General features: G+C 58.7%; 18 protein-coding genes and 1 riboswitch. Of the genes, 7 read left to right on the top strand and 11 right to left on the bottom strand.

Going from position 1 to position 26994, the window contains the following annotated elements; genetic code table 11:
- The coding region (locus tag RWZ58_RS07105; RefSeq protein WP_314658152.1) for a hypothetical protein at positions 1-198 on the top strand (198 nt) is incomplete at its 5' end.
- A gap of 50 nt (positions 199-248) precedes the next feature.
- Here the strand turns inward: RWZ58_RS07105 and RWZ58_RS07110 are convergent.
- The 3 genes from RWZ58_RS07110 to RWZ58_RS07120 all read right to left on the bottom strand — a co-directional run bounded on the left by RWZ58_RS07110 (position 249) and on the right by RWZ58_RS07120 (position 4181).
- Positions 249-1535, bottom strand: a complete 1287-nt coding sequence (locus RWZ58_RS07110) for an RNA-binding domain-containing protein (RefSeq protein WP_303987503.1) — start codon at positions 1533-1535, stop codon at positions 249-251.
- 214 nt (positions 1536-1749) lie between these two features.
- Positions 1750-3057 carry a M18 family aminopeptidase gene (locus RWZ58_RS07115; protein WP_314658153.1) on the bottom strand — a complete coding sequence of 436 codons (1308 nt, stop codon included), beginning with the start codon at positions 3055-3057 and terminating at the stop codon, positions 1750-1752.
- A gap of 143 nt (positions 3058-3200) precedes the next feature.
- On the bottom strand, positions 3201-4181 hold the full coding sequence (locus RWZ58_RS07120; RefSeq protein ID WP_314658154.1) for a type II CAAX endopeptidase family protein: 981 nt from the start codon (positions 4179-4181) through the stop codon (positions 3201-3203).
- A 242-nt stretch (positions 4182-4423) separates the two neighbouring features.
- On the opposite strand from RWZ58_RS07120, the gene RWZ58_RS07125 reads away from it, so the two are divergent.
- Positions 4424-6583, top strand: coding sequence for a hypothetical protein (locus RWZ58_RS07125; protein WP_314658155.1), 2160 nt, complete (start codon positions 4424-4426; stop codon positions 6581-6583).
- A gap of 119 nt (positions 6584-6702) precedes the next feature.
- Here the strand turns inward: RWZ58_RS07125 and RWZ58_RS07130 are convergent, their stop codons facing one another.
- Positions 6703-8298, bottom strand: a complete 1596-nt coding sequence (locus tag RWZ58_RS07130) for a glycosyltransferase 87 family protein (protein ID WP_314658156.1) — start codon at positions 8296-8298, stop codon at positions 6703-6705.
- A complete protein-coding gene (locus RWZ58_RS07135; RefSeq protein ID WP_314658157.1) occupies positions 8295-9683 on the bottom strand; it encodes a glycosyltransferase 87 family protein in 1389 nt (462 codons plus the stop codon). Before RWZ58_RS07135 ends, RWZ58_RS07130 begins: the two co-directional genes overlap by 4 nt.
- A gap of 353 nt (positions 9684-10036) precedes the next feature.
- On the opposite strand from RWZ58_RS07135, the gene RWZ58_RS07140 reads away from it, so the two are divergent.
- On the top strand, positions 10037-12937 hold the full coding sequence (locus RWZ58_RS07140) for a multicopper oxidase domain-containing protein (protein WP_314658158.1): 2901 nt from the start codon (positions 10037-10039) through the stop codon (positions 12935-12937).
- Between the two features lie 242 nt (positions 12938-13179).
- Positions 13180-14076, top strand: a complete 897-nt coding sequence (locus RWZ58_RS07145; protein ID WP_314658159.1) for a lytic transglycosylase domain-containing protein — start codon at positions 13180-13182, stop codon at positions 14074-14076.
- 189 nt (positions 14077-14265) lie between these two features.
- On the opposite strand, the gene RWZ58_RS07150 is transcribed toward RWZ58_RS07145, so the two are convergent.
- Positions 14266-15477: a cytochrome P450 gene (locus RWZ58_RS07150; RefSeq protein WP_314389937.1), complete on the bottom strand. Its 1212-nt coding sequence runs from the start codon at positions 15475-15477 to the stop codon at positions 14266-14268.
- A gap of 333 nt (positions 15478-15810) precedes the next feature.
- On the bottom strand, positions 15811-16104 hold the full coding sequence (locus RWZ58_RS07155) for a type II toxin-antitoxin system RelE/ParE family toxin (RefSeq protein WP_314658160.1): 294 nt from the start codon (positions 16102-16104) through the stop codon (positions 15811-15813).
- 167 nt (positions 16105-16271) lie between these two features.
- Here RWZ58_RS07155 and RWZ58_RS07160 point away from each other — a divergent pair, with 167 nt between their 5' ends.
- Positions 16272-16553 carry a type II toxin-antitoxin system prevent-host-death family antitoxin gene (locus tag RWZ58_RS07160; RefSeq protein WP_005509047.1) on the top strand — a complete coding sequence of 94 codons (282 nt, stop codon included), beginning with the start codon at positions 16272-16274 and terminating at the stop codon, positions 16551-16553.
- Positions 16554-16635: 82 nt separating this feature from the next.
- Here RWZ58_RS07160 and RWZ58_RS07165 read toward each other — a convergent pair whose 3' ends face one another.
- From RWZ58_RS07165 to RWZ58_RS07180, 4 genes are all read right to left on the bottom strand, one after another.
- Positions 16636-18078 carry a sugar porter family MFS transporter gene (locus RWZ58_RS07165; protein WP_314658161.1) on the bottom strand — a complete coding sequence of 481 codons (1443 nt, stop codon included), beginning with the start codon at positions 18076-18078 and terminating at the stop codon, positions 16636-16638.
- A gap of 226 nt (positions 18079-18304) precedes the next feature.
- Positions 18305-19306, bottom strand: coding sequence for an aldo/keto reductase (locus tag RWZ58_RS07170; RefSeq protein ID WP_005507313.1), 1002 nt, complete (start codon positions 19304-19306; stop codon positions 18305-18307).
- A gap of 36 nt (positions 19307-19342) precedes the next feature.
- A complete protein-coding gene (locus RWZ58_RS07175; RefSeq protein WP_314658162.1) occupies positions 19343-21097 on the bottom strand; it encodes an ABC transporter ATP-binding protein in 1755 nt (584 codons plus the stop codon).
- Positions 21090-22742, bottom strand: a complete 1653-nt coding sequence (locus RWZ58_RS07180) for an ABC transporter ATP-binding protein (protein ID WP_314658163.1) — start codon at positions 22740-22742, stop codon at positions 21090-21092. The genes RWZ58_RS07175 and RWZ58_RS07180 overlap by 8 nt, the downstream gene beginning before the upstream one ends.
- Positions 22743-23246: 504 nt before the next feature.
- A riboswitch (SAM riboswitch) is annotated at positions 23247-23363 on the top strand.
- A 117-nt stretch (positions 23364-23480) separates the two neighbouring features.
- Between RWZ58_RS07180 and RWZ58_RS07185 the strand changes: the two genes are divergently transcribed.
- Together RWZ58_RS07185 and metE are read left to right on the top strand one after the other, a co-directional pair.
- Positions 23481-24386 (top strand): methylenetetrahydrofolate reductase, encoded by a 906-nt coding sequence (locus RWZ58_RS07185; protein WP_314658164.1) that lies wholly within the window; start codon positions 23481-23483, stop codon positions 24384-24386.
- Positions 24387-24533: 147 nt separating this feature from the next.
- Positions 24534-26861: a 5-methyltetrahydropteroyltriglutamate--homocysteine S-methyltransferase gene (metE, locus tag RWZ58_RS07190; RefSeq protein ID WP_314658165.1), complete on the top strand. Its 2328-nt coding sequence runs from the start codon at positions 24534-24536 to the stop codon at positions 26859-26861.
- The last annotated feature ends 133 nt before the right edge of the window (positions 26862-26994 follow it).

Here is a 26994-nt window from a genome sequence, read left to right on the forward strand (position 1 = left end):
ATTTTAGGTTTTTGGGGTTACTTTACACCAAACATCAACCCTTTTCAAGTGGTAAAACCTCCCCCCCCCCCCCCGAAAAATTTTGAAAAATTTTTAAAAAATAAGGGCGCCGGGAACCTTACGTTCCCGGCGCCCTTCACACTCCCTATTCAAGAAACGAGCAAGGTGTATAGCGGAAATTGTTTAAAAATTAACTAAGGAAATAAATAATTATTTAAAATCATTAGGAAAGCCCTCAATTTCATTTTTCAAAACTCAACATTTTCAAAGATGTTAGAGGGGTCAACATTAATCATACTTACATTAATCTCCCCCTCAATGGGGCGCTGGAGATTCGGGTCAGTCACACGATAAAAAACACTCGTATTCACATTATCTCCATTTACAAATATTCCAATATTGTCCTCTTCTGAAGTTACAGTTTGCCCGGGACTAATAGAACCAGGTCGCCAGGTTACAACCCTCGAATCACCAACTTGAGTAAAGTTCGATGACCTAATATTCATTAACCCATAGGGGCGCATGAAATAGTATTGTGGTACCGCCATGAATGGAAATATCTCAAAGTCTTTACATTCATAATCCTCATCCTCCAAATTTACCAAATAGACATCTCCTGAGAACCTGTATTCAATGAAAGGATTTTCTAGCACTTTGCTTCCAGTGTTGATGACCGAGAATATAGCTGGTTTAAGATTTAACTCCAATAGCCTATTAAAACATTCTTCATATCGTTTTTCATCATTTCTATACGCTTCAAGCATATCCTTAACAGATATATGATGTAGAGGATCTTTTATTATCCAGCTATTTCCCCATAATGAATTAGATCTTTTATTTTCAATAGTTTTTTTCCGCAAGAATTCATTATATTTTTCCTTGGGGTAAGAATACAAGTTTTTAAGAAAATCAGCATCAACACGAGGTCCTGCAAAAATCTCAGATACACCCAAATTAATATCTACATATCCACCAAGCAATCGATTAATCATGTCGCGAACTTGAACAGAGTTTGCCTCGATTGTTTGCGTTGATTCACGACAATAAATCGCGCCATCCCTGAGCTGATCAACACGCTTATCAGCGTCGTAACTTCCAGAGCATACATAAATCTCTTGCCCATTCACTGGAGGATCAACAATTACAAACAGAAGATTTTTGCCCTCGAAAGCATGAGTCACAAAGCGGTACTTTGGAACTGCGGACCCAAAATAGCTTCTTGCAGCTCCTTCAAACTCATGCTGCTCTGGTATATTCTCAAGACCGCATACCTCATCCTTAGTAACACCAATGAGCATCACTCCATATCCCCGGTAGTCTCTCATTGCATGATTTTGGTCACGGTTTGCGGATGCCAAAATAAACTTAGTTATTTTCGCAAATGATTTTTTACGCTCACTTCTAGAAAATTCAAGGCTACTTTTAACTTCTAGCCCCTGTGATTCTGCACTATCCCCCACTGCTTTAACCCACGCAGCAATCTTATCCCGTGATTCTGGAATATTTGGGTCAATATTAGTATCGAGGTTCTCCATAAAATTTCTCTCCTAAGAAGAACAAAATATTTAGAAATGCAATCTAGCGTTTACTCTTACTTGCTCTCTATTGTATGAGGAAAACCCAGATATTACTTCTTGCCTCGTCACTCTTCGTGGACACCCCCGAAAAATTTTTAAAAAATAAGGGCGCCAGGAACCTTACGTTCCCGGCGCCCACACCCCAGCTGTTCATACCTCAGCGGGGTTCAATTTAGAGACGGAAGAAGCCTTCCACCGCGCGAGTCATGTACGCCATATCGTCCACATGGCACATCTCGCGCATCGAATGCATCGACAGCAGGCCAATACCCACATCCACAGTGCGCATACCCAGGCGAGTCGCCGTAATCGGGCCAATCGTCGAACCACACGGCATATTGTTATTCGACACGAACTCCTGATACGGCACACCAGCCTTCGCGCACGCCGCAGCAAACACGCCAGCACCCACCGAATCCGTCGCATAACGCTGGTTCGCGTTAATCTTCAACAGCGGGCCACCACCGGGCAGCGGCTGCACGGTCGGGTCGTGGTGACCCTGATAGTTCGGGTGCACCAGGTGACCGGCATCAGCCGACAGGCAGAACGACGCCGCCACCGAACGGCGGTACTCCTCCGTGCTCTCACCGCGCGCAGCGGACAGGCGCACCAAAATATCCTCCAGGAACGGGCCCGCCGCACCACTACGCGACTCCGAACCAAGCTCCTCATGGTCAAACGCCGCAAGCATCACAGTCTCGGTAGCGTGCTCATCCGCATTATCTGCAACGTAACGCTCCAGAGCGGTCAAACCGGCATGCACCGAAGACAGGTTATCCAGGCGCCCCGAAGCGAACAGCTCCTGATCCGCACCGAAGCGGCGCGGCGGCTGCGAATCAGCGAACAGCAGGTCGTAACCCACAATGCTTTCCGGGTCGACCGGCTCGCCGTCAATCACGTGCTTCGCCATGTAGCCGAGCACGTCATTCTCCGCGGGGTCCACACCCCACACGGGGTACATGTTGAACTGTTTGTCCAGCACCAGTTCGTTGCGCTTGTGGTCCAGGTGCGGTGCCAGCTGCGGGATGCGCGCAATCGGGCCGGTGCGCACCAGGCGGTCCTTCAGCTGGCCCCCCTCAAGGACGGTGAGGCGGCCCGCCACGCACAGCTCGCGGTCCAGGAAAGAGTTCAGCAGTGCACCACCGTAATTCTCCACGGCAATCTGGTGCCAGCCCTTCGTGGTGATGGAGGAAGAAGGCTTGACCTTTAGGGAGGGCGAGTCGGTGTGCGCACCCAGCACGCGGTAGCCGCTTGCCTTCTGCGCCTTCGCGCCGCCAGCCCAGGCGATAATCGCGCCGTCACGGACGACGAAGTGGCGGCCGGTTGCGACCTGCGGGTCCCATGCTTCGGTCTCTACAAGCTCGGTGAAGCCCGCTGCTTGCAGGCGGCGCGCTACCGTGCGCGCGGCGAGGTAAGAGACCGGCGACTCCGCCACGAATGCGGCGAGGTCTTCAATATTTTTTACAGCATCAACAGTCATGGTTTAACCCTACCTTTTCTTGGGTGTTGACGGGGTGACCGGGGCTGATAGTCCACGCAACATGGAGTAATAGCCCTGGTGAGGCTCGAATAGAGCGGGGCGGGCGGGCTGGGTAGTCGAGCTAGAGCAGCCCGCCATATAGCCTATTTATCAACCTTTATCGGTTGTGTTTCACGTGAAACCTCGCCGCGGCGAGCGCGTGCGTTGAAAATCAGGCAGGCGAGCACCACGTACACACCTTCCAGCGCGATACCCTGCAGCGCATCCACGGGGGTCACGCCCTCGGAGGCGAACGGATCCAGTCCAGCCACCATGGACAGCAGCATCAGGATTACGTTATTTGCTACGTGCAGGCTGATGGAGGCTTCCAGACCGCCGGTGTACCAGCAGAGGAAACCCGCATAAATACCCATCGCGAGAATCGTGCTCTGACCCCAGGGGTCGTAGGCGTGGGAGAGCATGAACAGTACGGCAGGCAGCACAATCGGCAGCCAGGGGGTGCGGAGCCAGCGGCCCAGCATCTGCATCATGAAGCCGCGGTAGGCGAGCTCTTCGGCGTAGCACTGCACGGGTACCAGGAGTAGCATCATCGCCACATAAACCCAAAATTCAACCTGTGGAGGTTGAAAATAGCGGTATTCGGGCAGGCTCTCACCGCTCAACGCCAGCATCACAGCGTAGTAGATGCCGTAGACAGCGAAGCTCAAACCCAGGTACGGAAGCAGCAGCGAGCGGCGCAGGCGGCCCGCCACCGAATGGATCAGACCCCAGGGCTTCGGGCCCACGACCAGGCGCGCCAGAAAGAGCGAAGGCACAATCGCGATAAGGGAAAGGAAGGTCAGGGCGAACAGCGCTGGGTGTTCCATAATGACGGCGCGGTTCGTAGCTACATCCTGGAGGGAAAGTCCCGAACCCATAATCGCCACAGCCAGGGCAACTGAAATGATTAGGTTGAGGCCAATAAATACGGCGACGCCGAGCAGACCTTCCAGCAGGGGTGAGAACCAGCGGGATTTCGGGTCGGCGTGGGAGAGACGGTGGTAGGCAAGACCGGCAGGCACAGTAGCAGTCGCGGGGGTTCCGGGTGCTACCTGCGGGGGTGCGGGAGGCGGTGTCGTGTTCATTCTTTAATCCTAGCCTTCGCGGGCTCGATGGTGACCGGGCATACTGAAACCTTCAAGTGCTGATTGATACGGATTGTTTCAAAACCATTGAAAAAGCCGTGAATACGGCTGAAAACCCACCATTCACAGGGTTCATTTTCTGAACCTATGCCATAATTTGAAGCGATAATACGCTCATATACATAGTCGCTGATGACCGCTCTTCCGGGGTGTTTTTTCAGCACCAGAAAGGCTACTTTCTTATGGCACTCGTCTTCAATCCGCCGCCCAACTGGCCCGCTCCTCCTGCCGGATGGGCCCCCACTCCTACGTGGCGCCCCGACCCCGCGTGGGGTCCCGTTCCTGAAGGTTGGCAGCTGTGGGTCGAAGAGCCCGAGCCCGAACCCATTCAGGTTGAAGAGGCTACTATTGAGCCGCTGATTCCCGAGGAGCCCACTACCGAGGCGGCTCCCGCTGAGCCCGTAGTCGCTGAGCAGGTTGCTTCCGAGCAGCCCGTTGAGGCGCACGTTGTTGAGGCACCCGCGGCTGAGTCCGCTGTTGAGGCTGAGCAGCCCGCCGAGGTTGCGGCACCGCTGACCGTTGAGGACGTTGACCTGGAGCAGCTCGCCGCTGAGCTCGAAGGTGAGCAGATCGTTGAGGTTCCGGAGGCTGCAGCACCCCAGGCTGAGGCATCCCACATTGAAGCACAGCAGGTAGAGGCACCCCAGGCTGAGGCACCCGCAGTTGAGTCCGTTCAGGAGTCTGCTGAGGAATCCTCCGAGCCCAAGCCGATGCGTCACCTGACTCAGGTTCCGCTGGCAGGTACCGCCCTGCCCGAGCAGGTTCTCGCGTCCCAGTCTTCCGCAGTTGAAGAGCCCGCTGTTGAGGCTCCCGTAGCGCCGGTTGTCGAGCCTGTTGTTACTGAGCAGGCTGCTTCCGAGCAGTCCGTTGAGGCGCACGTTGTTGAGGCACCGGTTGCCGAGCCCGCGCTCTCTGAGCCTGTTGCATCCGAGCCGGTTGCAGAACCCGTTGTTGTTGAGCCCGTCGCCGAGGTTGCCCCCGAGGCACCCGCTGCCGCTGAGCCGGCAGTCGAGCCGGTCGCTGAGGTTCCCGCAGCTGAGGCTCCCCACACCATCGAGAACTCCCCGCTCGTTGAGTTCCACACCCCCGAGACCGAGCGCACCGTCAACCTGTCCGAGCGCACCGTGAACCTCTCGGAACAGCCCGGCCAGAACGTACAGCCCGGTCAGAACGTGCAGGGCGACCAGAACGCACAGTTCATCCCGGCGGGTCAGGCACCGAACGGCTTCCAGCCGAACCAGGCTGAAGGCTTCCAGGGCCAGAACTTCCAGGGTGGCAACTACCAGGACCAGGGTTTCCAGGGTCAGAACGCACAGGGCGGCCAGTACCAGGGCAACCCCTACCAGGGTCAGCCGTACAACGCTCAGCAGCCCTACCAGGGTCAGGTGTCTGATCAGGACCAGGCAACCGTGGCGCTGAGCAACCCCTACGTCACCGAGCCCGCAGATCAGGGCGAGGACGGCTCCGAGAAGAAGGGCCTGTTCTCCGGCACCAAGATTTGGGGTGTTATCGGTGGTGCGCTGGCTCTGCTGATTGTTCTCATCCTGGCGATTGTCATGCTGATTCCGCGCGGTAACTCGAACCCCGCCTCCAATTCTGCGGCGGCATCGAGCGCGGCGGCTACTTCCGCTGAGGCGTCCTCCGCGGCGGCTTCGTCTGAAGCTTCTTCCGCAGCTCCCGCATCCGAGAGCGCGGCGGCAGGTACTTCCGCTTCTTCCGCAGCGCCCATCGCTGCTGCTGAAGCGAAGATGCCCGAGGGCGAGTTCAAGGAATACAAGAAGACCGTCGCCGACAACAAGGACACCATCGACATTGAGAAGATCAAGGGCGATGTGTCCGCAGGCCTGATCTACTACGAGTTCAAGCCCGCAGAGGGCGTGGTCAACGCCTTCATCACCAGCCGTGACGACAAGGGCAACCTCACCTCGGGTGTGAGCGTTCTCGACTCCAGCCGCGACGGCAAGGAGATCAAGGGCACCGCGTGGATTGACGCGAGCAGCCACTCCACCCCCACCCGCAAGCTGGATCTGACCGGTAAGGGCGAGTGGACCATCCGCGTCTACGATGCAGACTCCGCACCCCACTACAAGAAGGGGGAGAAGTTCCAGAGCACCATGAACTACTACGCTTTCACCTACGAAGGCACCGAGGCGACCATGGAGTTCCAGACCAGCGGCCCGACCACCCGCGGCTTCACCGTTCTGAACGCGACCAAGAACGACCCGTTCTTCTCCTCGACCATCCCGACCGTGAAGAGCAACATACAGTGGGTTCAGAGCAACAAGAGCTACCTGCAGGTTCGTACCGACTCCGCTATTACCTGGAGCATCGGCACTAACTAGTAGCTTGGCTGACTAGGTCAGCAGGTTGTGCATAAAGTTATCCCCCGCATCCGTGATGGGTGCGGGGGATACTTTTATGCCCGGTGAGGTTTTATACCCTGCTGGAGGCGCCCGCCGCCTTAACGGGAGTACTTCGCCTCCGCCAGTTCGGCGCCTGCGGTGCGTGCCGCACGCCCCACCAACTGACGATTCGCCAGGTACACGAAGAACGTCACCAGAATAAACAGGTACATCAGCTGGTACGGCATGGTACCCGCCATCAGGCCCAGGGAGCCTTCGGGCACCATCAGAATCTGATCCGAGCTGAAGTGCGGGGAGAACGCCAGCACAATCCAGAACGGCGAAATGTACATGCCCACCAGCGCCGCGGTCGCCAAGATAACAGCCAGCGTGAAGACGAAGGAGCTGACCCGCTGGTACATGAGCGGGAAGATCTCCATAACCACGGCGGCGAGCATCAGCGGGTACCAGGTGTTGTGGTGCGACCAGCTAATCGGCGAAATCTGCAGCATCATGAACGCGGTCAGCGCCAGCTGCGCCATGAGCGCGCGGGCACGAATCAGCGGAACCAGCAGAACCGCGGTGACCAGCACAATCAGCAGGGTCAACGCCACCTGCACCACGGACAGGGCGGTCGCCGTCAGGTGATGCTGCAGGCCCGCGTGGGTCAGCGCACCCATAATCGACACGTTATCGAAGTAGCTGAACCAACCCACACGCGAAGTGTCACGCACCGCGTGGAACCAGAACGTGAACGACTCCTCACGAATCACCAGGAAGCCGATACCCACAGTCGCGGCGAAGCTCGCACCCAGGGTCGCGATGCCCTTCCAGTCCTTACGCATGAGCAGTAGCAGACCGAACGCGAGCGGGGTCAGCTTAATACCCGCCGCAATACCCAGCAGCACGCCGCGCGGAACGCGGGTTGCCGGGCGCATAAAATCGGCAAGAATCAGCATCAGAATAATGGCGTTAATCTGCCCAAAATGCGTGGTCAAACGCCACGGGCCGCACATCCAAATCAGCGCCGCAATCAGCGACACCATACCCCAATGACCCACGTGCTTCTGCAGCGGCAGACGCCACGAGCGGCTACGCGCGTAGGAGTACAGCAGGTACGCGCACCAGTAGCTGAGCGCGCAAATGATGGCGGTAATCAGCAGCATGCTCTGCGGCTCGGTGAGGAACGCGAGCGGGTAGAAGAGCAGCGCCGCAAACGGCGGGTAGGTGAACGGCAAGCCGCGCGTGCGGAAGGTGTAGAGCTGGTAGCCGTCCGGGCCGTCCGCAAGGGAGATAGCGCCCAGGCGGTAGACGTAAATGTCGTCAGCCGCCGCGTGCGTCACGTAGTCGAAGGCGTAGAGGGCAACCAGGATGAACAGCAGGTGCGCCCAGAGAGCGCCGCTACGCAGGCCGGGGATGCGGTCAAAGAAGCAGGGACGCGCAGGCTTTGCGGGCTCTGTGGTGGCTTCTTCCTTTGCCGCTTTTTCCGCGGTGGCTGCCGTAGCTGCGGCTACCTCTGCGGCGGGCTCCACAACAGACTCAGAGCTCTCAGCAGCCGGTTCCGCAACCGGCGCGGATTCAACAGCAACGGAAGCCGAAGCCCACGGAATCGTAGGGGCTACCGCCTCGGTGTTCTCAGCGGTCTTCTCTGCAGTCTTTGCGGTGTTCTTATCAGTATTCACAGGGGTCTTTTCTAGTTCCTTCTCGCGGCTCACGCGGTTGCCTCACGGGAAGCAGCGGCACGCACAGACTCGGCACTCTCAGCGACCAGGGCGCGAGCGCCCCACCAGCCCAGCGGCGCATCGCTACGCACGGAGCCGTACTGCACGGGCTCAACCTTCGCGCCACGCACCGGCGCGCTCAGGGCGGCAATAGACCAGAGCGTCATCGTCACCCACAGGCAGAACGCCGGAATAGCCGACACCGCCAACGCACCCGGAGCCAACTGTTCCAAACCATCGGTACTACCGTGGAACCAGGACGCAATCTTAATCGGCGAAATGTACAGGCCCAGCACCGCAACCACCGCGAACACGATCGCCGTCACGCGCAGCCACGCAGGCTGAACCGCAAAATAGGTCGGGAACGCATCCATAATGAACACGAACGCCAGCAGGGGCAGCAGCACGTTGTGGTGCGACCAGCTAATCGGCGACAGCGCCACCATCAGGGAGGCGGTCACCGCCACCTGCGCCAGCGCGGCACCGCGGCGTTCCAGCTGGTACAGCAGCGCTGCGGTCAGCACAATCGTGACCAGCGCCAGGGCGTAGTAGACAGGCTTCGCGGCGCTCTCAGAGAGGCCGAAGTGCAGCAGCCAGCCCTGAATCGAGACGTTATCCACAAAGTTCAGGCCACCCACACGCGAGGGGTTCGTCAGCGCAGAGAACCAGAATTCCGGCGCATCCTTAGGCATCAGAATGAAGCCCAGCGCAATGGTGCCGAAGAAGGTCGCACCCAGGGTCGCGACGCCCTTCCAGTCGCGGCGGACCAGCAGAATCAGGCCAAAAACGAGCGGGGTCAGCTTCACGCCGCCCGCAATACCAATCAGCACGCCGCGCGGCACGCGGGTTGCCGGGCGCACAAAATCGGCAAGAATCAGCGCCGTAATGAACGGGTTAATCTGAATCAGGTCCAGGGTGCGCTGCCACGGGCCCGCCGAAACCACAAGAATAGTCAGCACCGCAATCGTGCCGGCACGACCAAAGTACTGCTGCAGGGGCAGTTCGCGGCCGCGCGCATTCACATAGTTGTAAATGATCGTGGAAATCCACCACGCCACCACAGCCGAACCGACCACCATAATGACCTTGCCGACCTCCAGGGGCAGGAACGCGAACGGCAAGAACAGCATCGCCGCAAACGGCGGGTATGTGAACGGCGGCTTAATCTCGCCGTGATCGTTCAGGATCGGGGAGTACAGGTCCTGGGTGAAGCCCTCGTTATCGAAAATGGTCATCGCGCCCAGGCGGTAGATGGAGAAATCCATACCGGCGAAGGGGTTAGTGAGCAATTTGACGACGTATCCACCGCCAATGATGAGGATGAGTGCCGCAATAGCAATTTTTCCCCACACGGGGGTAGTGGAATCAGTCCTTGTCACGAGGTGCTTGTCCTTACCTTGGTGCCGGCGGATGCGCGCTTAGGGTGGGCGGGCATCTGATTTTGGAATCCTAATAGTTTATCGCGCGCACCTGTGAAGGGTGCATCGGGGAGAAGAATCCCAGGAGCAGATTCGCTCGGGCAGATTCATAGGGGCAGATTCGCTCGGGTACGCAATCAGGTGCGCAAGCAGAACTATCACGGTATGAGCCGCCTTCATATGCACGTAATGTCTTCAAAATTGGTACTAACCGGGCAATATAATGGGCTTATTGGCACCCGCCCCAACGCAGGGGCTGACGGTGCCCCGCACACCGACGTCCACGAACAACCAGCAGTGAAAGCAGTGATCACGTGAGTGAACATCTCGGCACCCCACCCGAAGGCGAGAACACGAGCGGCAAGCCCGCAGGCGCGAACGTCTCCGGAGGCGGCTCCTCCGGCCTGAGCATCGGCATGCGCCCCGCTGAGGCACCCGGCGCGAACCTCACCCCCGAAGAGATTGCACGCCGCGCATCCGGTCGCGGTACGTGGCATCGTCGCGCCTCCAAGCCGGTCTCTCACTGGATGTTTACCCTTATCGCCGTGCTTCTGCTGCATAAGTTCATCCCGAATAGCGGCTGGCTGATGGTGCATATTGTCACCCTCGGCCTGATTACGAACTCGATTCTGATTTGGTCGCAGCACTTCACCGAAGCGCTCATGAAGATCAAAATCCCTGACGAGCACCGCGGCACCCAGGTGCGCCGCATCTTCATTCTGAACGCCGGTATTCTCGTGCTCATGATCGGCATGGTCGGTCAGCTGAGCGTGCCCGGACTGTACGCCGCCACGGTGGTAGGTGCGCTCATTGTCGGTTCGATGGTCGCTTGGCACGGCATCTATCTGCTGAAGCAGGTGCGTCAGGCTCTGCCGTCGCGATTCGGTGTAACCATTCGCTTCTACATTGTTGCGGCACTCCTGCTGCCCCTCGGTGCGGCGTTTGGCGGCATGATTGCCTACCCGAACCTGTCCGGCACCCTGCATTCGCAGTTCCTGCTCGCGCACGAGGCGGTGAACGTACTCGGCTTCGTCGGTATTACCGCGGTGGGTACGCTGGTGACGTTCTGGCCGACCATGCTGCGCACGAAGATGGTCGATAAGGCGCTCACCCACAGCCTGCGCGCCCTGTACCTGATGTGCGGCGGCCTGGTGTTGACCCTTGTCGGCGCGATTTTGGGGATGCGTCCGCTCGCTGCTGCGGGTCTGGTCGTCTACCTGGTTGGCCTGCTCATTGTCGCCTGGGTGATGGTGCGTACCCTGCGCACCAAGCGCCCGAACGAGTACCCGCCCATGAGCGTCGGTATGGGCTTCCTCTGGCTGATTGTTGGCGTAGCGGCGACCGCGTACATGGTGGCGACCACCCCCTTCGCGCAGCTGGACATGCGCGCCGTCACCCCCATCTTCGTGGTCGGCTTCCTGCTGCAGCTGCTGCTCGGTGCAATGAGCTACCTGCTGCCTCAGCGTATGGGCGGCGGCCCGGCGGTGGTGCGCGCCTCCAACAAGGAGTTCAGCCGTTTCGCGGCGGCACGCGTAACCGCCGTGAACCTGGCGCTCATTATCTTCATGATGCCCGGCTCCGTGGTGGGCCAGTCCATTAAGATTGCTGTCGCTATCGTGGGTGCGCTGGCGCTCATCGCGTTCATTCCGCTCATGGTGCGCGGCGTGAAGGCGTCCGTGAACACCCGCAAGGAAATGATGGCGGCACGCGCCCGCGGCGAGAAGCCCGTCTTCACCCAGGAGGCGCTCACCCCCGAACCCGTCCCGCACGCCAAGCAGAGCTTCCAGGCGGCACTCGCGGTGGCCATGGCGTTCCTGCTGGGCTTTGCGGTGAACCCGTCCGCGCTGAACCTGCCGTCGTTCTCTTCGTCGGGCTCCGTAGCTGCGACCGGACAGACCACCACCGTCAAGGTGAAGGCAACCAGCAACTACCGCTTCACCCCCGCAGAGGTGGAGGTCCCCGCCGGTAACCGCCTGGTCGTCGAGGTCACCAACGACGACCAGGGCATGACCCACGACCTGACCTTCGACAACGGCGCAACCACCGGCACCATCAACCCCGGCGAAACGAAAACCGTCGACGCCGGCATCATCAGCGCCGACCAGGAAGCCTACTGCTCCGTAGCGGGCCACCGCTCCCTCGGCATGGTGTTCAAGGTGAAGGCGACCGGCGCCTCCGCAAACCAGGTGGCACAGGGCGGCCACAACCACGGTTCTGCGGGCACCCACAACCACGCCGCGTCGGGTAGTACCCCGACCCTCATGACCGTTGCGAACAGCAAGATTGACATGTCTGCAGCGCCCGGTAGCGGCTACAAGTACCGCGACCCGAACATCCCGGCGCCGAACACCGCAGAACAGGTGAACGGCAAGACCGTCCGCAAGGTCACCCTGGACGTGCAGGAAGTCGACCGCGAGGTAGCGCCCGGCGTGACCGTCCACATGTGGACGTTCAACGGGCAGAACATGGCACCGATTCTGCGCGGCAAGGTCGGCGACATTTTTGAAATTACACTCGTCAACAACGGCACGATGGGCCACTCGCTGGACTTCCACGCGGGCATGGTCTCCCCCGATAACACGATGAAGACCATCGCCCCCGGTGAGCGTCTCGTCTACCGTTTCGAGGCGAAGGCCGCCGGCATCTGGCTGTACCACTGCGGTACCGCCCCGCTGAGCCTACACATGACCCAGGGCATGTACGGCGCGGTCATTATCGACCCTGCCGACCTTGACCCGGTCGATCACGAGTACGTGATGGTTCAGGGCGAGGCGTACCTGCACGACACCGGCAAGACCGCCTCCGACGGTAACAAGCTGGCGGAGAACTCGCCGGAGCTGATCGCGGCTGGCACCCCCACGCTGACCATGTTCAACGGCCACGCAACCCAGTACAAGGCGAAGCCGCTGCAGGTGAAGAAGGGCGAGCGTATCCGTATTTGGGTGATGGCTGCTGGCCCGAACCATGGCACGAGCTTCCACGTGGTCGGTTCGCAGTTCGACACGGTCTACAAGGAGGGCGGCTACCTGATGCGCCGCGGCGCGGATGCGTTCGGCACCCGTGACGGCCACAGCCAGGCACTCGATTTGGCACCCGCCCAGGGTGGCTTCGTGGAGATGCAGTTCTTGGAATCCGGCACGTACACGTTCGTGAATCACTCCTTCTCGGAGATGGAGCGCGGCGCCGCCGGCAAGATTGTGGTGACTGACCGCTAAAAGCTGGAGCTAGTGGCTTATACAGGGCTCTTCTAACGCCCGCTGAGAGATTGACCCCACCCGGTGCATCCTGTGATTGGATGCGCCGGTCGGGGTCTTTCTATACCGTCTTTCTGCGCCCGCACAGAAGCGCATACAAACGCCCCCGCAGGAGCCTACACGCGCTGCGGCAAACTATGCTTTTAGCCTCATGGGCGAACTTTTCTTAGCCAGGAGAGGGGGTGGTGCGCTAGTCTATAGGAATGGCAGATAGCACTTCGGGCGCCCCTTCCGAGCGTAACGCTACGAGCGCCTCCAACCACACTTCCGCTTCTGCGGATGAACAGACTTCTCCTCGGCAGCGTAAAGCTTTCCCGCTTCGCTTTCTCGCCGGGGCACTCGCGCATTGGCAGATTCTTGCCTCTGCGGTTCTTTTGGGTGGCGGTGTTGCCGGTCTGGCAGCCACCTATGACGACTACTGCGGTATGACGGAGCTTTCGTATGCTCCGGCGGCTCTCCGATCCGATTTTGAGCAGGGCTCTAAGGTCTCTGGTTTCCGTCCCGGCGTGCTGGCGGCGCAGATTGAGACTGAGAGCCACTGGCGTGTGGGCGTTGTGTCCCACCAGGGCGCTAAGGGTATTGCGCAGTTCACTGATGATGCGTGGAGCGGCGGCCACTACAGCTTCGGCAATGGCGGTAACGTTCTGAACCCGCACGATGCGATTGCGGCGCAGGCGCGCTACCTGGCTGAGTTGCGTACTCGTTTGGCAAAGTACGCCTCCAATGAGGATGAGCTGCAGGATGTGGTTCTCGCCGGTTATAACGCGGGTCCGGGTTCTGTGGAGAAGTACGGCGGTGTTCCCCCGTATGAGGAGACTCAGAATTATGTGAAGTCGATTCGCGAGCTGGCGAATTCGAAGTACAAGCTGACCTGCTCCCCCGAGTATCAGTTCAAGCAGGCGAAGTTGAGCTTCGTGAATGGTGTGACTCCGGCGCTGGCTGGTGTTCATGCGGACGGTACGCCGCTATCTCCGGAGGAGTCGGCGTCGGATGCGGCAGAGGCATCTGCTTCGGCTTCTGCGAGTGCTTCGGCTCGTCCGTCTGCGAGCGGTTCTGCGGAATCTTCCGCGAAGCCTTCGGCTACGAGTTCCGGCCGCTAGGTTCAGCTTTTTGGATAGTCCACTAGGCTATATAGCCATCAGGGAATATTCTGTTTTATCTATAGTGCGCGGCTAATACTAGCCACCACTCCCCTACTATTCACTCTTATATTTACTCTTAACAGCGCGAGGCGCCGACCCCCATTCTGAAGGGTTCGGCGCCTCGCGCGTTTTAGAGCTGGAGCGTGCCTAGTTGAAGATGGCGCGCACGACCGAGTAGCCGGAGACCGGGTACACGGCGTTCACGGTTGCGGGCTTCTCGCTCTCGTCCGCAATCTCAATCGACTTGGTGCCGCGCAGCAGCTCCTCGAGCAGGATGCGCAGCTCCAGGCGTGCCAGAGGCGCACCGGGGCAGACGTGGATGCCGTCGCCGTACACGAGGTTGCGGGACTGGTCGCGATGCGGGTTGTAGGTCAGGGCGTCCTCGAAGGCGTCCTCGTCACGGTTTGCGCTTGCCCAGTTGATGGTCACGCGGGAGCCGGCGGGCAGGGTGCGGCCGCCGAGTTCGGTGTCCTGAGTGGTGATGCGGCGGTTGGTGACGAGGGTGTCTTCGAGTCGCATGATTTCTTCGACGGCGAGGGCGATTTCGCTGCGGTCGTCGAGTGCGTTGCCGTCGGCGAGGGATGCGCGCAGGCGGTCCTGCTCGGCGCGGTTGCGTGCCAGGAAGTTGACGAATACGCCCACGGTTGCGGAGACGGTGGACAGCTCGCCCACGGTCCAGTTGCGGATGAGGCTGACGATTTCTTCGTCGGTCATGGTGCGGGGCTCTTCGCCGGGCAGCTGCACGGTGTCGGTGAGCAGTTCGGCGGTGACGTCCTTGGGGTTGCCGGCTGCGGCATCCTCGCGGCGTTCGTCGAGCAGCTGGCGGATGTAGCCGTCGAATTCGAGGGCAACCTTCGCGATTTCTTCACGGTCGCGGCGCAGGGTGGCGACGCGGTTCTTCTCGATCCACTCGGTGAGGGGCTGTTCGAGGCATGCGGGCCAGCCCATGAAGGCGTTCTGCACGCGCATTGCGTATGCCTGACCGAAGCCCTGCATGACGTCTACTTCTTCGCCGCGGGGCAGTTCTGCGATGAGGCTCTTCACAGCGTCGCGGATGACGGGTGCGAACTTTTCGAGGCGTTCGGGAGTGAAGTACTTGTCGTTGACCGCGCGGAAGGTGGTGTGTTCGGGTGCGTCCATGCCGTTGGGGACGGCGATGTGGCGGGTGGAGACGACGTTGGAGTAGATTTCGGGGTGGTCGAGTACGTGCTGTACGTCGGCGTTTTTGAAGACGGAGTAGCCCATGAATTCGTCGTGGGCGACGGGGCAACGGCGGCGCATTGCGTCGTAGGCAGCTACCTGGTCCTTCTGAACCTCTTCGCTTCGGAGGTCCCAGTCGTTGTGTACGTTCTCAGTCATTGTTCACCCGTGTTCGTTATAGAGTTGTGGCGTGCTGGATGCGGGCGTCCGGGCGATGCGTGTGGGGCAGGGTCGGGCGTGCATTTCAGCACGTGAATCCATTACTTGTTCTTTGACCGTATCACTTATGGATTGGTGGCGCAGGGTAGGGGTTCCTTGCTTCTCATTCAACGAACAGTGCGGTGGGGCGAGGGGCGGCGGGTCACGAGACGCACGAGGCGGGCAGCACCTCCACAGGGAGGGGCCGCCCGCCTCATTCTTGCCTAAAAACCGCCGAATCTAGCGTTTGCGTGCGGAGGGGTAGATGCTACCGTCCATCACGCCGCGCTCACTCTACAGACCGCGATAGACTTCTCGCCGATGACCAACTCGGAAAACCTCAACAACAACCGCACCATTATCAATGGTGTACAGAATGCGGTAATTCCCTACTCGTGCCCTGCACCCTTCTTCGCCCTGTAGCTTCTTGACTCCCGTCATATATGGGTCATCACCAAGGGATCGGAGGCAGGCGATAATTTTCTCGAAGGCTGTCCGGTCTTCTCGTTGGATTTTCTTTAGTTCTTTCGCTGCTTTGCGCGTCAATTCAACCCGGTACACGGGGTTTGAGACATGGTTTGCAGTCATCTGCACCCTTCAGGCAGAGCTCTAAATCTTAACCTCAACCTTAGCAGAAAAAGTGTACACTTTTTACACACTTTACATTGTTGTACTATGTAAGTAGCTCCCCTGGATAGAATCTGCACAGGAACTATCCTCGGAGCTAACGCATCAACCCCAGAAAGGAACCAGTCATGACTGTCACCACTCACCGGACTCGTTCCAATGTCACGACTCTTAAAGAACTCCGCGACAACCTCGGAACCAAAGTCAACGAGGCCGTGTTCTCCGGCGAACGCCCCCTCATCAGCCGCAACGGAAAGACTGTTGCCGCGCTCATCTCCTACGAAGATTTGAAGCTACTTGAAGAGTACGAAGAGCTCCTCGACATTGAGGCTCTACGCAAGGCACGCGCCGAAGATGACGGCTACCGCATCGGCCTCGACGAGTTCCTCGCAGAGAACCCTGCAGACTAGTCTTTCAACGCATATTGCGAGGCGGGCGGCACCTCCACCAGGGAGGGGCCGCCCGCCTCATTCATGCCTAAAACCGCAGGGTTTAACGCCCGCGTGCGGAGGGGTAGATGCTACCGTCCATCACGCCGCGCTCCACCTGCTCCAGGCTCACGCCGCGGGTTTCCGGCAGGTTGCGGAACATCAGCAACGCAATGATCACGTTCACCACGGCAAAGCCGATGAAGGAGCCAGTCAGACCGACCGCACCCAGAATCACGGGGAACACGAGCGACAGGGTACCGTTCATCATCCAGCCGCTAAACGCCGAAATACCCATGCCCGCCGCACGCACGCGCAGCGGGAACAGCTCGCTCATAATCACCCAGGTAGACACGTTCAGGCAGGTCTGCATCGCACCCACAAAGCAGACAATAAGCACCAGCAGAATCCAGGGACGCGCAGCGTTATCGGCGGGCAGAAGCATGGATGCGCCCGCAATCAGCACGTGGAAGAACGCGGTCGAGCTGTAGCCGGTAATGACCATGACGCGGCGCGGCACGCGGTCCATCAGGCGCAGCGACAGGATGGAGCCGAGCACCGAAATCGTGCCGGGCGCAATGTTCGCAATCAGTGCCGCAGACTCGCTGAAACCGGCCTCCTTGAGCACCTTAATGCCGTAGTACATGATCGAGTTGATGCCGGTCAGCTGCTGGCCCGCGCCGACCAGAATACCGACGAGCAGGATGCGCACGAACCAGCCGCGCACGCCCGCACTGTCCTTACCCGCCGCGGTGTTCTGGGTGGTCGCCTCCGCCTGCAGGGTGCGTTCAATGTCGGCAATTTCGGCCTCGGCACGCTCGGCGGAGCGGATGCGCTTCATCACCTCAAGCGCCTGCTCACGCTTACCGACGCGCAACAGCCAACGCGGCGACTCGGGCACACGCAGCATACCGACGAACAGGCCGATGGCGGGCAGGGTGCAGATGGCGAACATCCAGCGCCACACGCCGTCGTGCTCGCCCCATACGTTGCCGATGAGGGCGTTCACGATGAACGCGGCAAGCTGACCGCCCACGACCATGAGCTCGTTGCGGCCGGAGAGGGAGCCTCGAATTTCGTAGGGTGCGAGCTCTGCGAGGAACACGGGCACCACGGCGGAGGCGCCACCGACCGCCAGGCCGAGCAGGGTGCGCCCGGTGATGAGCACGGCGACGTTGGGTGCGAAGACGCACGCCAGGGCACCAATGAAGAAGATGGTGGAGAGCCCAATGATGGTGGTTCGGCGGCCGAACCGGTCAGAGATGCGGCCGCAGCCGAGTGCGCCGATAGCGGCGGCGAAGGCGAGCGATCCGGTGACCCAGCCTTGGGTGGTGGAGTCCATGCCGAGTTCGCGGCTCATGGGTTCGAGCGCGCCGTTGATCACTCCGGTGTCGTAGCCGAAGAGCAGACCTCCGAAGGTGGCGATGAGTGCAATGATGCCGAGGTATCGACTGTGCTTCCCGGTGCCCAGAGGGGGCAGGGTGGAGGCGGTGCTCTGTGCGCTCATGGTGTCCTTTGATGTGCCGGTGGCGGGTGGTCCTGCCGGGGCTGCTTCCAGGCGGCAGGGGTGGGTACATAGGTTAGGTGAGGTGCATCAGGTTAGACACACCTCACCTAATCCTAGCGAAAACGTTCGGCGGGTGATATTTATTTCTCACCACGGACATTTTTCAGCGTATATTACGGCCGACTCGTGCATCTGCCTGAGTGCCCCTTTGAGAGGGAGCCGGAGTTTAGAACAGCGCGATCTTCTCGGGTGCCGGGAAGATGGCGTCCAGGGCGGCGAGGTCCTCAGCGTCGAAGCGCAGGCATGCCGCCTGTGCGTTGGCGCGCACCTGCTCGGCGCTGGTCGCACCGGCAATGACGGAGGTGACCGGCGACTGCTGTGCGAGCCAGGAGAACGCCGCCTGCACCTCGGTAATGCCGCGTTCGGTGCAGAAGCTGTGGAAAGCTTCGAGCTGGTCCCAGTTGGCGGCGTCGAGCACGTTCTTCTTGGAGTGGGACAGGCGCGAACCGGCGGGAATGTTGTCGCGGCGGTACTTGCCGGTCAGCAGGCCGTTAGCGAGCGGGAAGTACGGCAGCACACCCATGCCGAAGTGCCGTGCGGCGGGCAGGATTTCGAGTTCTGCGCGGCGGTCGAGCAGGTTGTAGTGGTTTTCAGCGACGATGAACCGTTCGGTGCCGAGTTCACGGGCGCAGTGTTCGGCGTGGGCGAGCTGCCAGCCGGAGAAGTTGGAGTGGCCCAGGTAGCGGACCTTACCGTCGCGTACGAGCTGGTCGAGGGCGCTGAGGGTTTCTTCGATGGGGGTGTTGGGGTCGGGGCTGTGGTAGAAGTACAGGTCGATGTAGTCGGTGCCGAGGCGGCGGAGGGACCCTTCGACGGCGCGCATGATGTAGCGGCGGGATCCGCGAGCGTTGCGGTCGTTGCCATTGAGGTCGCCGACGGGCAGACCGAATTTGGTGACGATGGTCAGTTCGTCGCGGTCGAGGCCGAGCTGGGTGAGGGCGGTTCCGAACATGGTTTCTGAGAGGCCGGGTTCGGCGCCGTAGAGGTCGGCGATGTCGAAGAAGCTGATGCCGGCGTCGACTGCGGCGGCGATGACTTCGTTGGTGCCTTCTTGGGTGCGGGTGGGGGTGCCGGGGCGGCCGAGGTTGTTGCAGCCGATGCCGACGCTGGGTACGACGAGACCGGAGTTGCCGAGCCTGCGGTAGACGGGGGATTCAATACGTTCCATGTTTTTAACTCTACGTTGTGCGGGTATGTTGCGAGGTTATTTCCCCTCCAGTTGGGAGGCGAAGAGCTTCCTGAAGCGTGATGTAGGGTCGGTCGTTAGGTCCCGGTAGGTTCCTTGCTCCACCACACACCCACCATCCAACACCACCACAGAATCAACACCACGCAACGTCCACGCACGATGAGACACCAACACCACCAAACGCCCACCAGCAGCCACCTTCAACCGAGCAAAAATCTCCTCCTCAGTCTCAGCATCCACAGCACTGGTCGGCTCATCCAACACCCACACCGGCGCATCCCGAAGAACCACACGCGCCAACGCCAAACGCTGCCACTGACCACCCGAAAGACCAACACCACCAAACGACTCACCCAACTGAGCATCCAAACCACCCTCAAGACCACGCACAAAATCATCAGCACAAGCCACCGACAAAGCCGACCACAAATCAGCATCACCAAGACGCTCAACCGCCGCCTGCGGCAAACCCAGAAGAAGATTTTCACGCACAGTCAGTTCATAACGGCCGTAGTCTTGACTCACCAAACCCACATTTGCCAATAAATCATCAGGTGATATGTCCTGTACCGGTTTATCTCCAATGAGGATGTCTCCTTTGGAGGGCTTAAGCATGCCCATGAGTGCATTTACTAGGGTTGTCTTTCCCGATCCGCTGGGCCCGACAATACCAATCATCTGCCCGGGACCAAATGTGAGATTGATGTTTTTAAGAGCTAAAGAATCAGCTTTTGGATACTGGATAGCAAGATTCCTAATGGAAACGCTGGAAATCTCGAGGTAGGTATCGGCAACCGGATTTTTCTGCCCGGGCTGTGCGCTAGAAATAAACTTTCGATATACATCAATTGCGTTTGACCCCGCCGCCATCGAGCTAAGGTCGCTTCCCATCGAGCCAAGCGAGACTATAGCCGAGGTAATACCTATAACAGCTCCAGCAAGAACACCGGGAGCCGGTAACGAGGCCGCTAGAAGAATAAGGGCTAAAGCTAGCAGTGCAGCGCTTATAAAACCAACAATTGTATATATTCTGAGGATGTAACGAGCTAGGCCAATTTCCTCCTCACCGGATTTTTTCCGTTCTTGATTAGCGCGATGCGCAAAGAATGAACGAGCATTAAGAATTGCAAGCTCACGAGCAGTAGTTATTTGTGCAATCTGGTTAGTGCTATGCCACGCGTTGTAGCTATATGAATATATTTTTTCCATTGCCTCAGCATTTTTACTCGAATAGAGATGTGACATCAAGGCAACAGGAATCATGCCTGCAAGCATGCAGAGTGAAGCATATACATTGATCTTTCCTACGGAATAACTAAGGGCTCCCGTCGAAAAAATGATGAATATCAGAGCACCCATAGTAGAAACTTGAGACCCCAGGCTCCCCCCTGTCACAGCATCATGAGCTGCCCTTGATGAGCGAGCATAATCACCACTCGCGATTTCCTGAGAAGAACAAGTCGCCAAACGAGAAGATACATTCTGAATACCTGTACTTGACATTCGAGAATTTAGAATCATACGCAGAGAATCTGATGCTTGCCCCAGGGCAATGTATCCTGCCAGCACAAAACTAACCCCCAGGGCTAGTGGGAGCACCTCATCCTGGCTCTGACCCAAATGCTCAACAAGCCTAGTGACAGCCTCCATCTGCAAAGCAGGGAATAGCGATAGGCACACAACAGACGCTAGATAGGAGACGGTCCATACGGGGTGATTTCTGAAAGCATAAACCACGGACCAAACAGTATTAGCCATAATCTTACGCATCTTTATAGCCCCTTTCAGCGGAGGTTTTGCGTCCTGCAGAATCTTCAGAGATCTGATTTTTGAAAATTTCCATAAACTTTCCCTCTGCCTTCAGTAGCTCCCGGTAGGTTCCTTGCTCCACCACACACCCACCATCCAACACCACCACAGAATCAACACCACGCAACGTCCACGCACGATGAGACACCAACACCACCAAACGCCCACCAGCAGCCACCTTCAACCGAGCAAAAATCTCCTCCTCAGTCTCAGCATCCACAGCACTGGTCGGCTCATCCAACACCCACACCGGCGCATCCCGAAGAACCACACGCGCCAACGCCAAACGCTGCCACTGACCACCCGAAAGACCAACACCACCAAACGACTCACCCAACTGAGCATCCAAACCACCCTCAAGACCACGCACAAAATCATCAGCACAAGCCACCGACAAAGCCGACCACAAATCAGCATCACCAAGACGCTCAACCGCCTCCTGCGGCAAACCCAGAAGAAGATTTTCACGCACAGTCAGTTCATAGTGGCCGTAGTCTTGACTCACCAAACCAACATTTGCCAACATGTTGTATTTACTCTCAGAAGAAGCACCCTTATACGTTATGCTCCCCTGGGCAATTGGTGTAATTCCAAGAATTGCATTTATTAGCGTTGTTTTTCCCGCACCCGAGGCACCAACTACTGCAATCATTTGATTATTCATCAGCTCAAGATTAATATCTTTAAGCGCAAAAGACGACGCGCCCTCATACTGAACGGATACATCTTTGCATATAATTTTTGAAATATTTTCACGGCTAGGGTTAGAAGTTTTTATCTCAGAAGCATGGTCGTAAGTATCAGAGTCGCATACCCTTCGGAATTGCTGAACAGATAATGCTCCATTAATAATCTGGCCAAATGAATATCCCACCTCTTGGGTCGCGTTAACACAGGCAATGATTCCAATCAGCGATCCGGCCACATACGATATATCGGCGCCTGAATCCACAAGGAAGTACAGGGACGCAAAAAGTAAGACAGAGCAGAGTAGCCCTGCAACTATGGAGATGATTCCTCTAACACTTTCAAGGCTCAATTCCCTACCGGCTGCCCGGCGTCGCCAGGACGCTACGCGTTGCGAGAAAAATCGGGAGGCTCTCATGAGGTGAAGTTCTTGGGCTCGGCTCTGGGCCATCAGATTGTCTAGATAGTAGTTCTCTGCCCGATAATCCTCGTACATTAGGGTGTATATGGCGTAATCGCGTTTAGCGAGAATCACCATTGCAATGGCTAGGGGCAGTGAACACAGTGCCGCAAAAATTGCTGCCACAATGCTGACGTTCGCAATATTAAGACAGAGAAGTAACACCATTGCGCAGGCACTCACAAGTGTCATAACTGACATGGTGTGAACCTGCAATTCCTGTTTCGATATTGCCTCTCTAGCAGCACGTATATCTTCCTGTGATTTTGTGCTACCTATATCAGACAACGGAAAAGTAGATAACCTGTTATTTAACATGCAGTGAACCCGATAGTTCATCTTTGATTTGAGGATAAGCATGTTACTTATGACCCAGCGTTGAGCAATGATATTAATTCCGACAACAAGGGCAAGAGCAATAATATAAATCCATGCTGCGCCACCATTTGAACCGCTCAAGGCTGATACTGTATTACCGATCAGCAGGGACTGACTCAAGGGAATGCAGGCGATGACGGCTAGCGATAGGGCAGTGCTCACTAGGGTCGCGGGACAGGTTTTCCAGGCTAGGCGGAAAGACCAGAGTATAGAAGAAAATAGATTTTTCATTCTCACCACGCTCACAAAGTCATATTGAACTCATCTTTGAGCCCTGAGACTCCTCGATGAGCGGACATTGAAACACTACCCGTGCTTCATTAGTTATTAGTTACCCTACCCCTCACTGAAAGATAAAACACACATATTCGCGCGTGTCCAAGAATATTAAGCAGTCCTATTTGTGATAGTGGCGGGCACCCAAGAGCCAGCCAACACCTCCACCGGCAATACCCCCCAGCCCCCTTCGTCATAGTCAGTCATATTAAGTTCATATTTCGGTGACTCGTCATCTCTCGACATATTGGGCCATCATTCCCCGAAATTCTTGCGCACCCTCCAAAACGCCCGGTACAGTGAAGGCGTTATCTATCAAGAGCGACCGAGAGATCTGGCTCGTCGACGTCGCAGCAACCTCGCCAGTATCCCCCACCGTCACGGTGCAGGGTACGGACAAGGTGCTCCCGCCAGAACCGATAGAGAAGAATACCCTTCGGCACCCCTTGATGAGTCGCACCAGCAAACCGGTGTAGCGCATCCTGCAGAAGAATTCGCGCACCCTCCCGGTGCGTATCTATCGGGTGAACACGAAGGATGGTTATGACGACAGTTCACCCGGCTCTTTCTTTTGAGCTGTTCCCTCCGCGCTCACACGCAAGCTGTGAGTCGCTGATTCGCACCATTGCGGAGCTTGAGGGTACCAACCCCGACTACGTTTCGGTCACCTATTCCGGTGACGCGAAGCGCCGTCAGAAGACGCTGGCGCTGCTCGACCACCTGGTGCACGAAACCTCCCTCACCCCCCTGGCACACCTGATTTGTGCAGGCCACTCGGTGCACGAGCTGGAGCGTGCGGTGCGCCTGATCCTGGGTCTGGGCGTGCGCGGTTTCCTGGCGCTGCGCGGTGACGTGCAGGAAGGTCAGGTTTCTGAGCTTCCCTTCGCCCGCTACCTGGTCGAGCTGATTCGCCGCGTGGAACGCGAAGATTTCGCCCACCTGGCAGCTGGCAAGGTGTCCATCGGTGTGGCGGCGTACCCGCAGAAGCACCCCGAGTCCGCATCCCTGCTGCAGGATATTGAGATTCTGCTGTCGAAGCAGCGTGCCGGCGCGGATTTCGCTATCACCCAGGTGTTCTTCGAGGATGAGCGCTACAGCGCCCTGGTCGATTCGGCTCGCCTGGCGGGTGTGGACATCCCGATTATTCCGGGCATCATGCCGGTGACCTCCCTGAAGCGCCTGCAGAACCTCTGCCAGATGGCGGGCATGTCGGTCCCAGCGGACCTCGCGTACGCCCTGGAGACGGCAACCAGCAGCGCAGAGCTGCACCGCATCGGTGTTGAGTACGCATTGAACCAGTGCCGCGCCGTGATGGATGCGGGCGCACCGGGCCTGCACTTCTTCACCTTCAACGAGCATGCGGCGGTGCTGGATGTTCTGGATCAGCTGGACCTGCCACGATACAGCAACCGTTTCTCCCAGTCCCTGAGCGAGCTGGAATTCGCCTAAACGCGACCCGCTCCGCCCGGCGCGGATGCGCCACCCAAGTTTCCCCCAAAGTACCCCGGGAGCATCCCGCGGATCTCGGCCCCATCGACGGGGCCGGCAGGGCCCGCTGATTCTCCCATTTCTATCCCCAGTAAAGGAATATGCACTATGTCTAACGTTGCTTTCCCCGCCGCAACTATTGTTGGTTACCCCCGCGTGGGCCGCTTCCGTGAGCTGAAGAAGGCTCAGGAGGCTTTCTGGAAGGGCAAGGCCACCCTGCAGGAGCTGCAGGATACCGCCGCTGACGTGCAGCGCACCTACTTTGAGCGCGTGACCGCCGCCGGCCTGAAGGCTGACAACTACTCGATTCCGGCGACCTTCTCCTACTACGACCAGGTGCTCGACGTTGTTCGCCTGTTCACCCTGGTTCCCGAGCGTCTGGCCGAGGCTAAGGACGCACGCGGCCTGCTGGATCTGCCCGGCTACTTCGCCCTGGCGCGCGGTACCGAGACCCTGCCTCCGCTGGAGATGACCAAGTGGTTCGACACCAACTACCACTACCTGGTGCCCGAGATTGGTGCCGGCACCGAGATTAAGCTGAACCTTGAGGCTATTGACGAGCAGCTCGAGGTCGCAAAGCAGGCTGGCGTGAAGGTTCGCCCGCAGATTGTTGGCCCGCTGACCCTGCTGCTGGGCGCTAAGGCTGAGCAGGGTTCCGACGAGGACTTCGCACCCGTCGACCGCCTGGACGAGTTCGTTGCCGCTTACGCTCAGGTGCTGGAGCAGCTGGCTGAGCGCGGTGTTGAGTGGGTTCAGCTGGACGAGCCGGGCCTGACCGTGGACCGTGCCGACAACGCGAAGGTTGCCGAGCTGGCCGAGCGCACCTACCGTGCCCTGGCTGCTGGCGAGAAGCGCCCGCAGATTCTGGTGACCAGCCCTTACGGTTCCCTGCGTGAGAACCTGCCGGCACTGCTGGGTACCGGTGTTGAGGCTCTGCACCTTGACCTGGTGCACGGCGTGTACTCGAAGGCTGAGCTTGAGTCTGTTTCTGCCGCCGGCGTGCACCTGGTTGCCGGTGTTGTGAACGGCCGCAACGTGTGGCGTGCCGACGTTCGTGCCGCGCTGAAGACCCTGGAGGCGCTGCCCGGCGCATCCGAGGGTGCCGTGTCGGTGTCCTCCTCGACCTCCCTGCAGCACGTGCCGCACGACCTGGCTCTGGAAGACCCCGCCGAGGTTCCCGTGGACGGCCTGGCCTTCGCCGACCAGAAGGTCGCCGAGATTGCACTGCTGGCTCGTGGCCTGGCCGAGGGTGAAGCCGCTGTTGAGCCCGAGCTGAAGGCTGCTGACGAGGCGCTGGCTCGCTTCGCCGCCGACCCGCGCAAGCACAACGACGAGATTCGTGCCCGCGCCGCAGCTGTGACCGCCGAGGACTTCGACCGCCCGACCATTGACGTTCGCCGCGCGGCTCAGGCCGACCTGAACCTGCCGAAGCTGCCGACCACCACCATCGGCTCCTTCCCGCAGACCGCTGAGATTCGCCGCCGCCGCGCGGAGGCTCGTGCGGGCAAGATTTCCGCTGAGGAGCTGAACGGCTTCCTGCGTGACGAGATCGCCTCGGTCATCAAGCTGCAGGAGGAGCTGGGCCTGGACGTGCTGGTTCACGGTGAAGCCGAGCGTAACGACATGGTTCAGTACTTCGCCGAGAACTTCGACGGCTTCGCAACCACCCGCCACGGCTGGGTTCAGTCCTACGGTTCGCGTTGCACCCGCCCCTCGATCCTGTTCGGTGACGTGAAGCGTCACGGCGAGGGCCTGCGCGGTGAGGCGTTCACCGTGCCGTGGAGCTCCCACGCACAGTCGCTGAGCGACAAGCCGGTCAAGGGCATGCTCACCGGCCCCGTGACGATTCTGGCGTGGTCCTTCGTGCGTGACGACCAGCCGCGCCGCGAGACCGCTAACCAGGTGGCTCTGGCACTGGCCGACGAGATTGCCGACCTGGAGGAGGCAGGCATCCGCATCATTCAGGTGGACGAGCCGGCTCTGCGCGAGCTGCTGCCCCTGCGCCGCGACGAGCAGCCGCAGTACCTGGATTGGTCGGTGAACTCCTTCCGCCTGGCAACCAGCGGTGTGAAGGATTCCACCCAGATTCACACCCACCTGTGCTACTCGGAGTTCAACGAGATTATCGACTCGATTAACGCTCTGAACGCCGACGTGACCAGCATTGAGGCCGCCCGCTCGCACATGGAGCTGCTGGCTGACATTCCGGAGAGCTTCGTTTCCGGTCTGGGCCCGGGCGTGTGGGACATCCACTCCCCGCGTGTTCCTTCGCAGGATGAGATTGAGTCCCTGCTGAAGGCTGCGATTGGTTACGGCACCATTGCTGACCTGTGGGTGAACCCGGACTGCGGCCTGAAGACTCGTGATTACGAGGAGACCAAGCAGTCTCTGCGTCACCTGGTGGACGCCACCAAGGCGATTCGCGCTTCTCTCTAGGTTTCCCACCCGGAGAGCTTTAGGTTCCGCTGCCTGCTGCGGGTTGACCGGATGATGGTTTGCTCGCGGTAACTTGCGGCAGGTGGCGGCTGTTCGGCTTCCCGCCGGTATGCGTACCGACTGCACGCCGAAC

Origin of the sequence: uncultured Rothia sp. (assembly GCF_963544205.1) — a bacterium.
Classification (GTDB): domain Bacteria; phylum Actinomycetota; class Actinomycetes; order Actinomycetales; family Micrococcaceae; genus Rothia.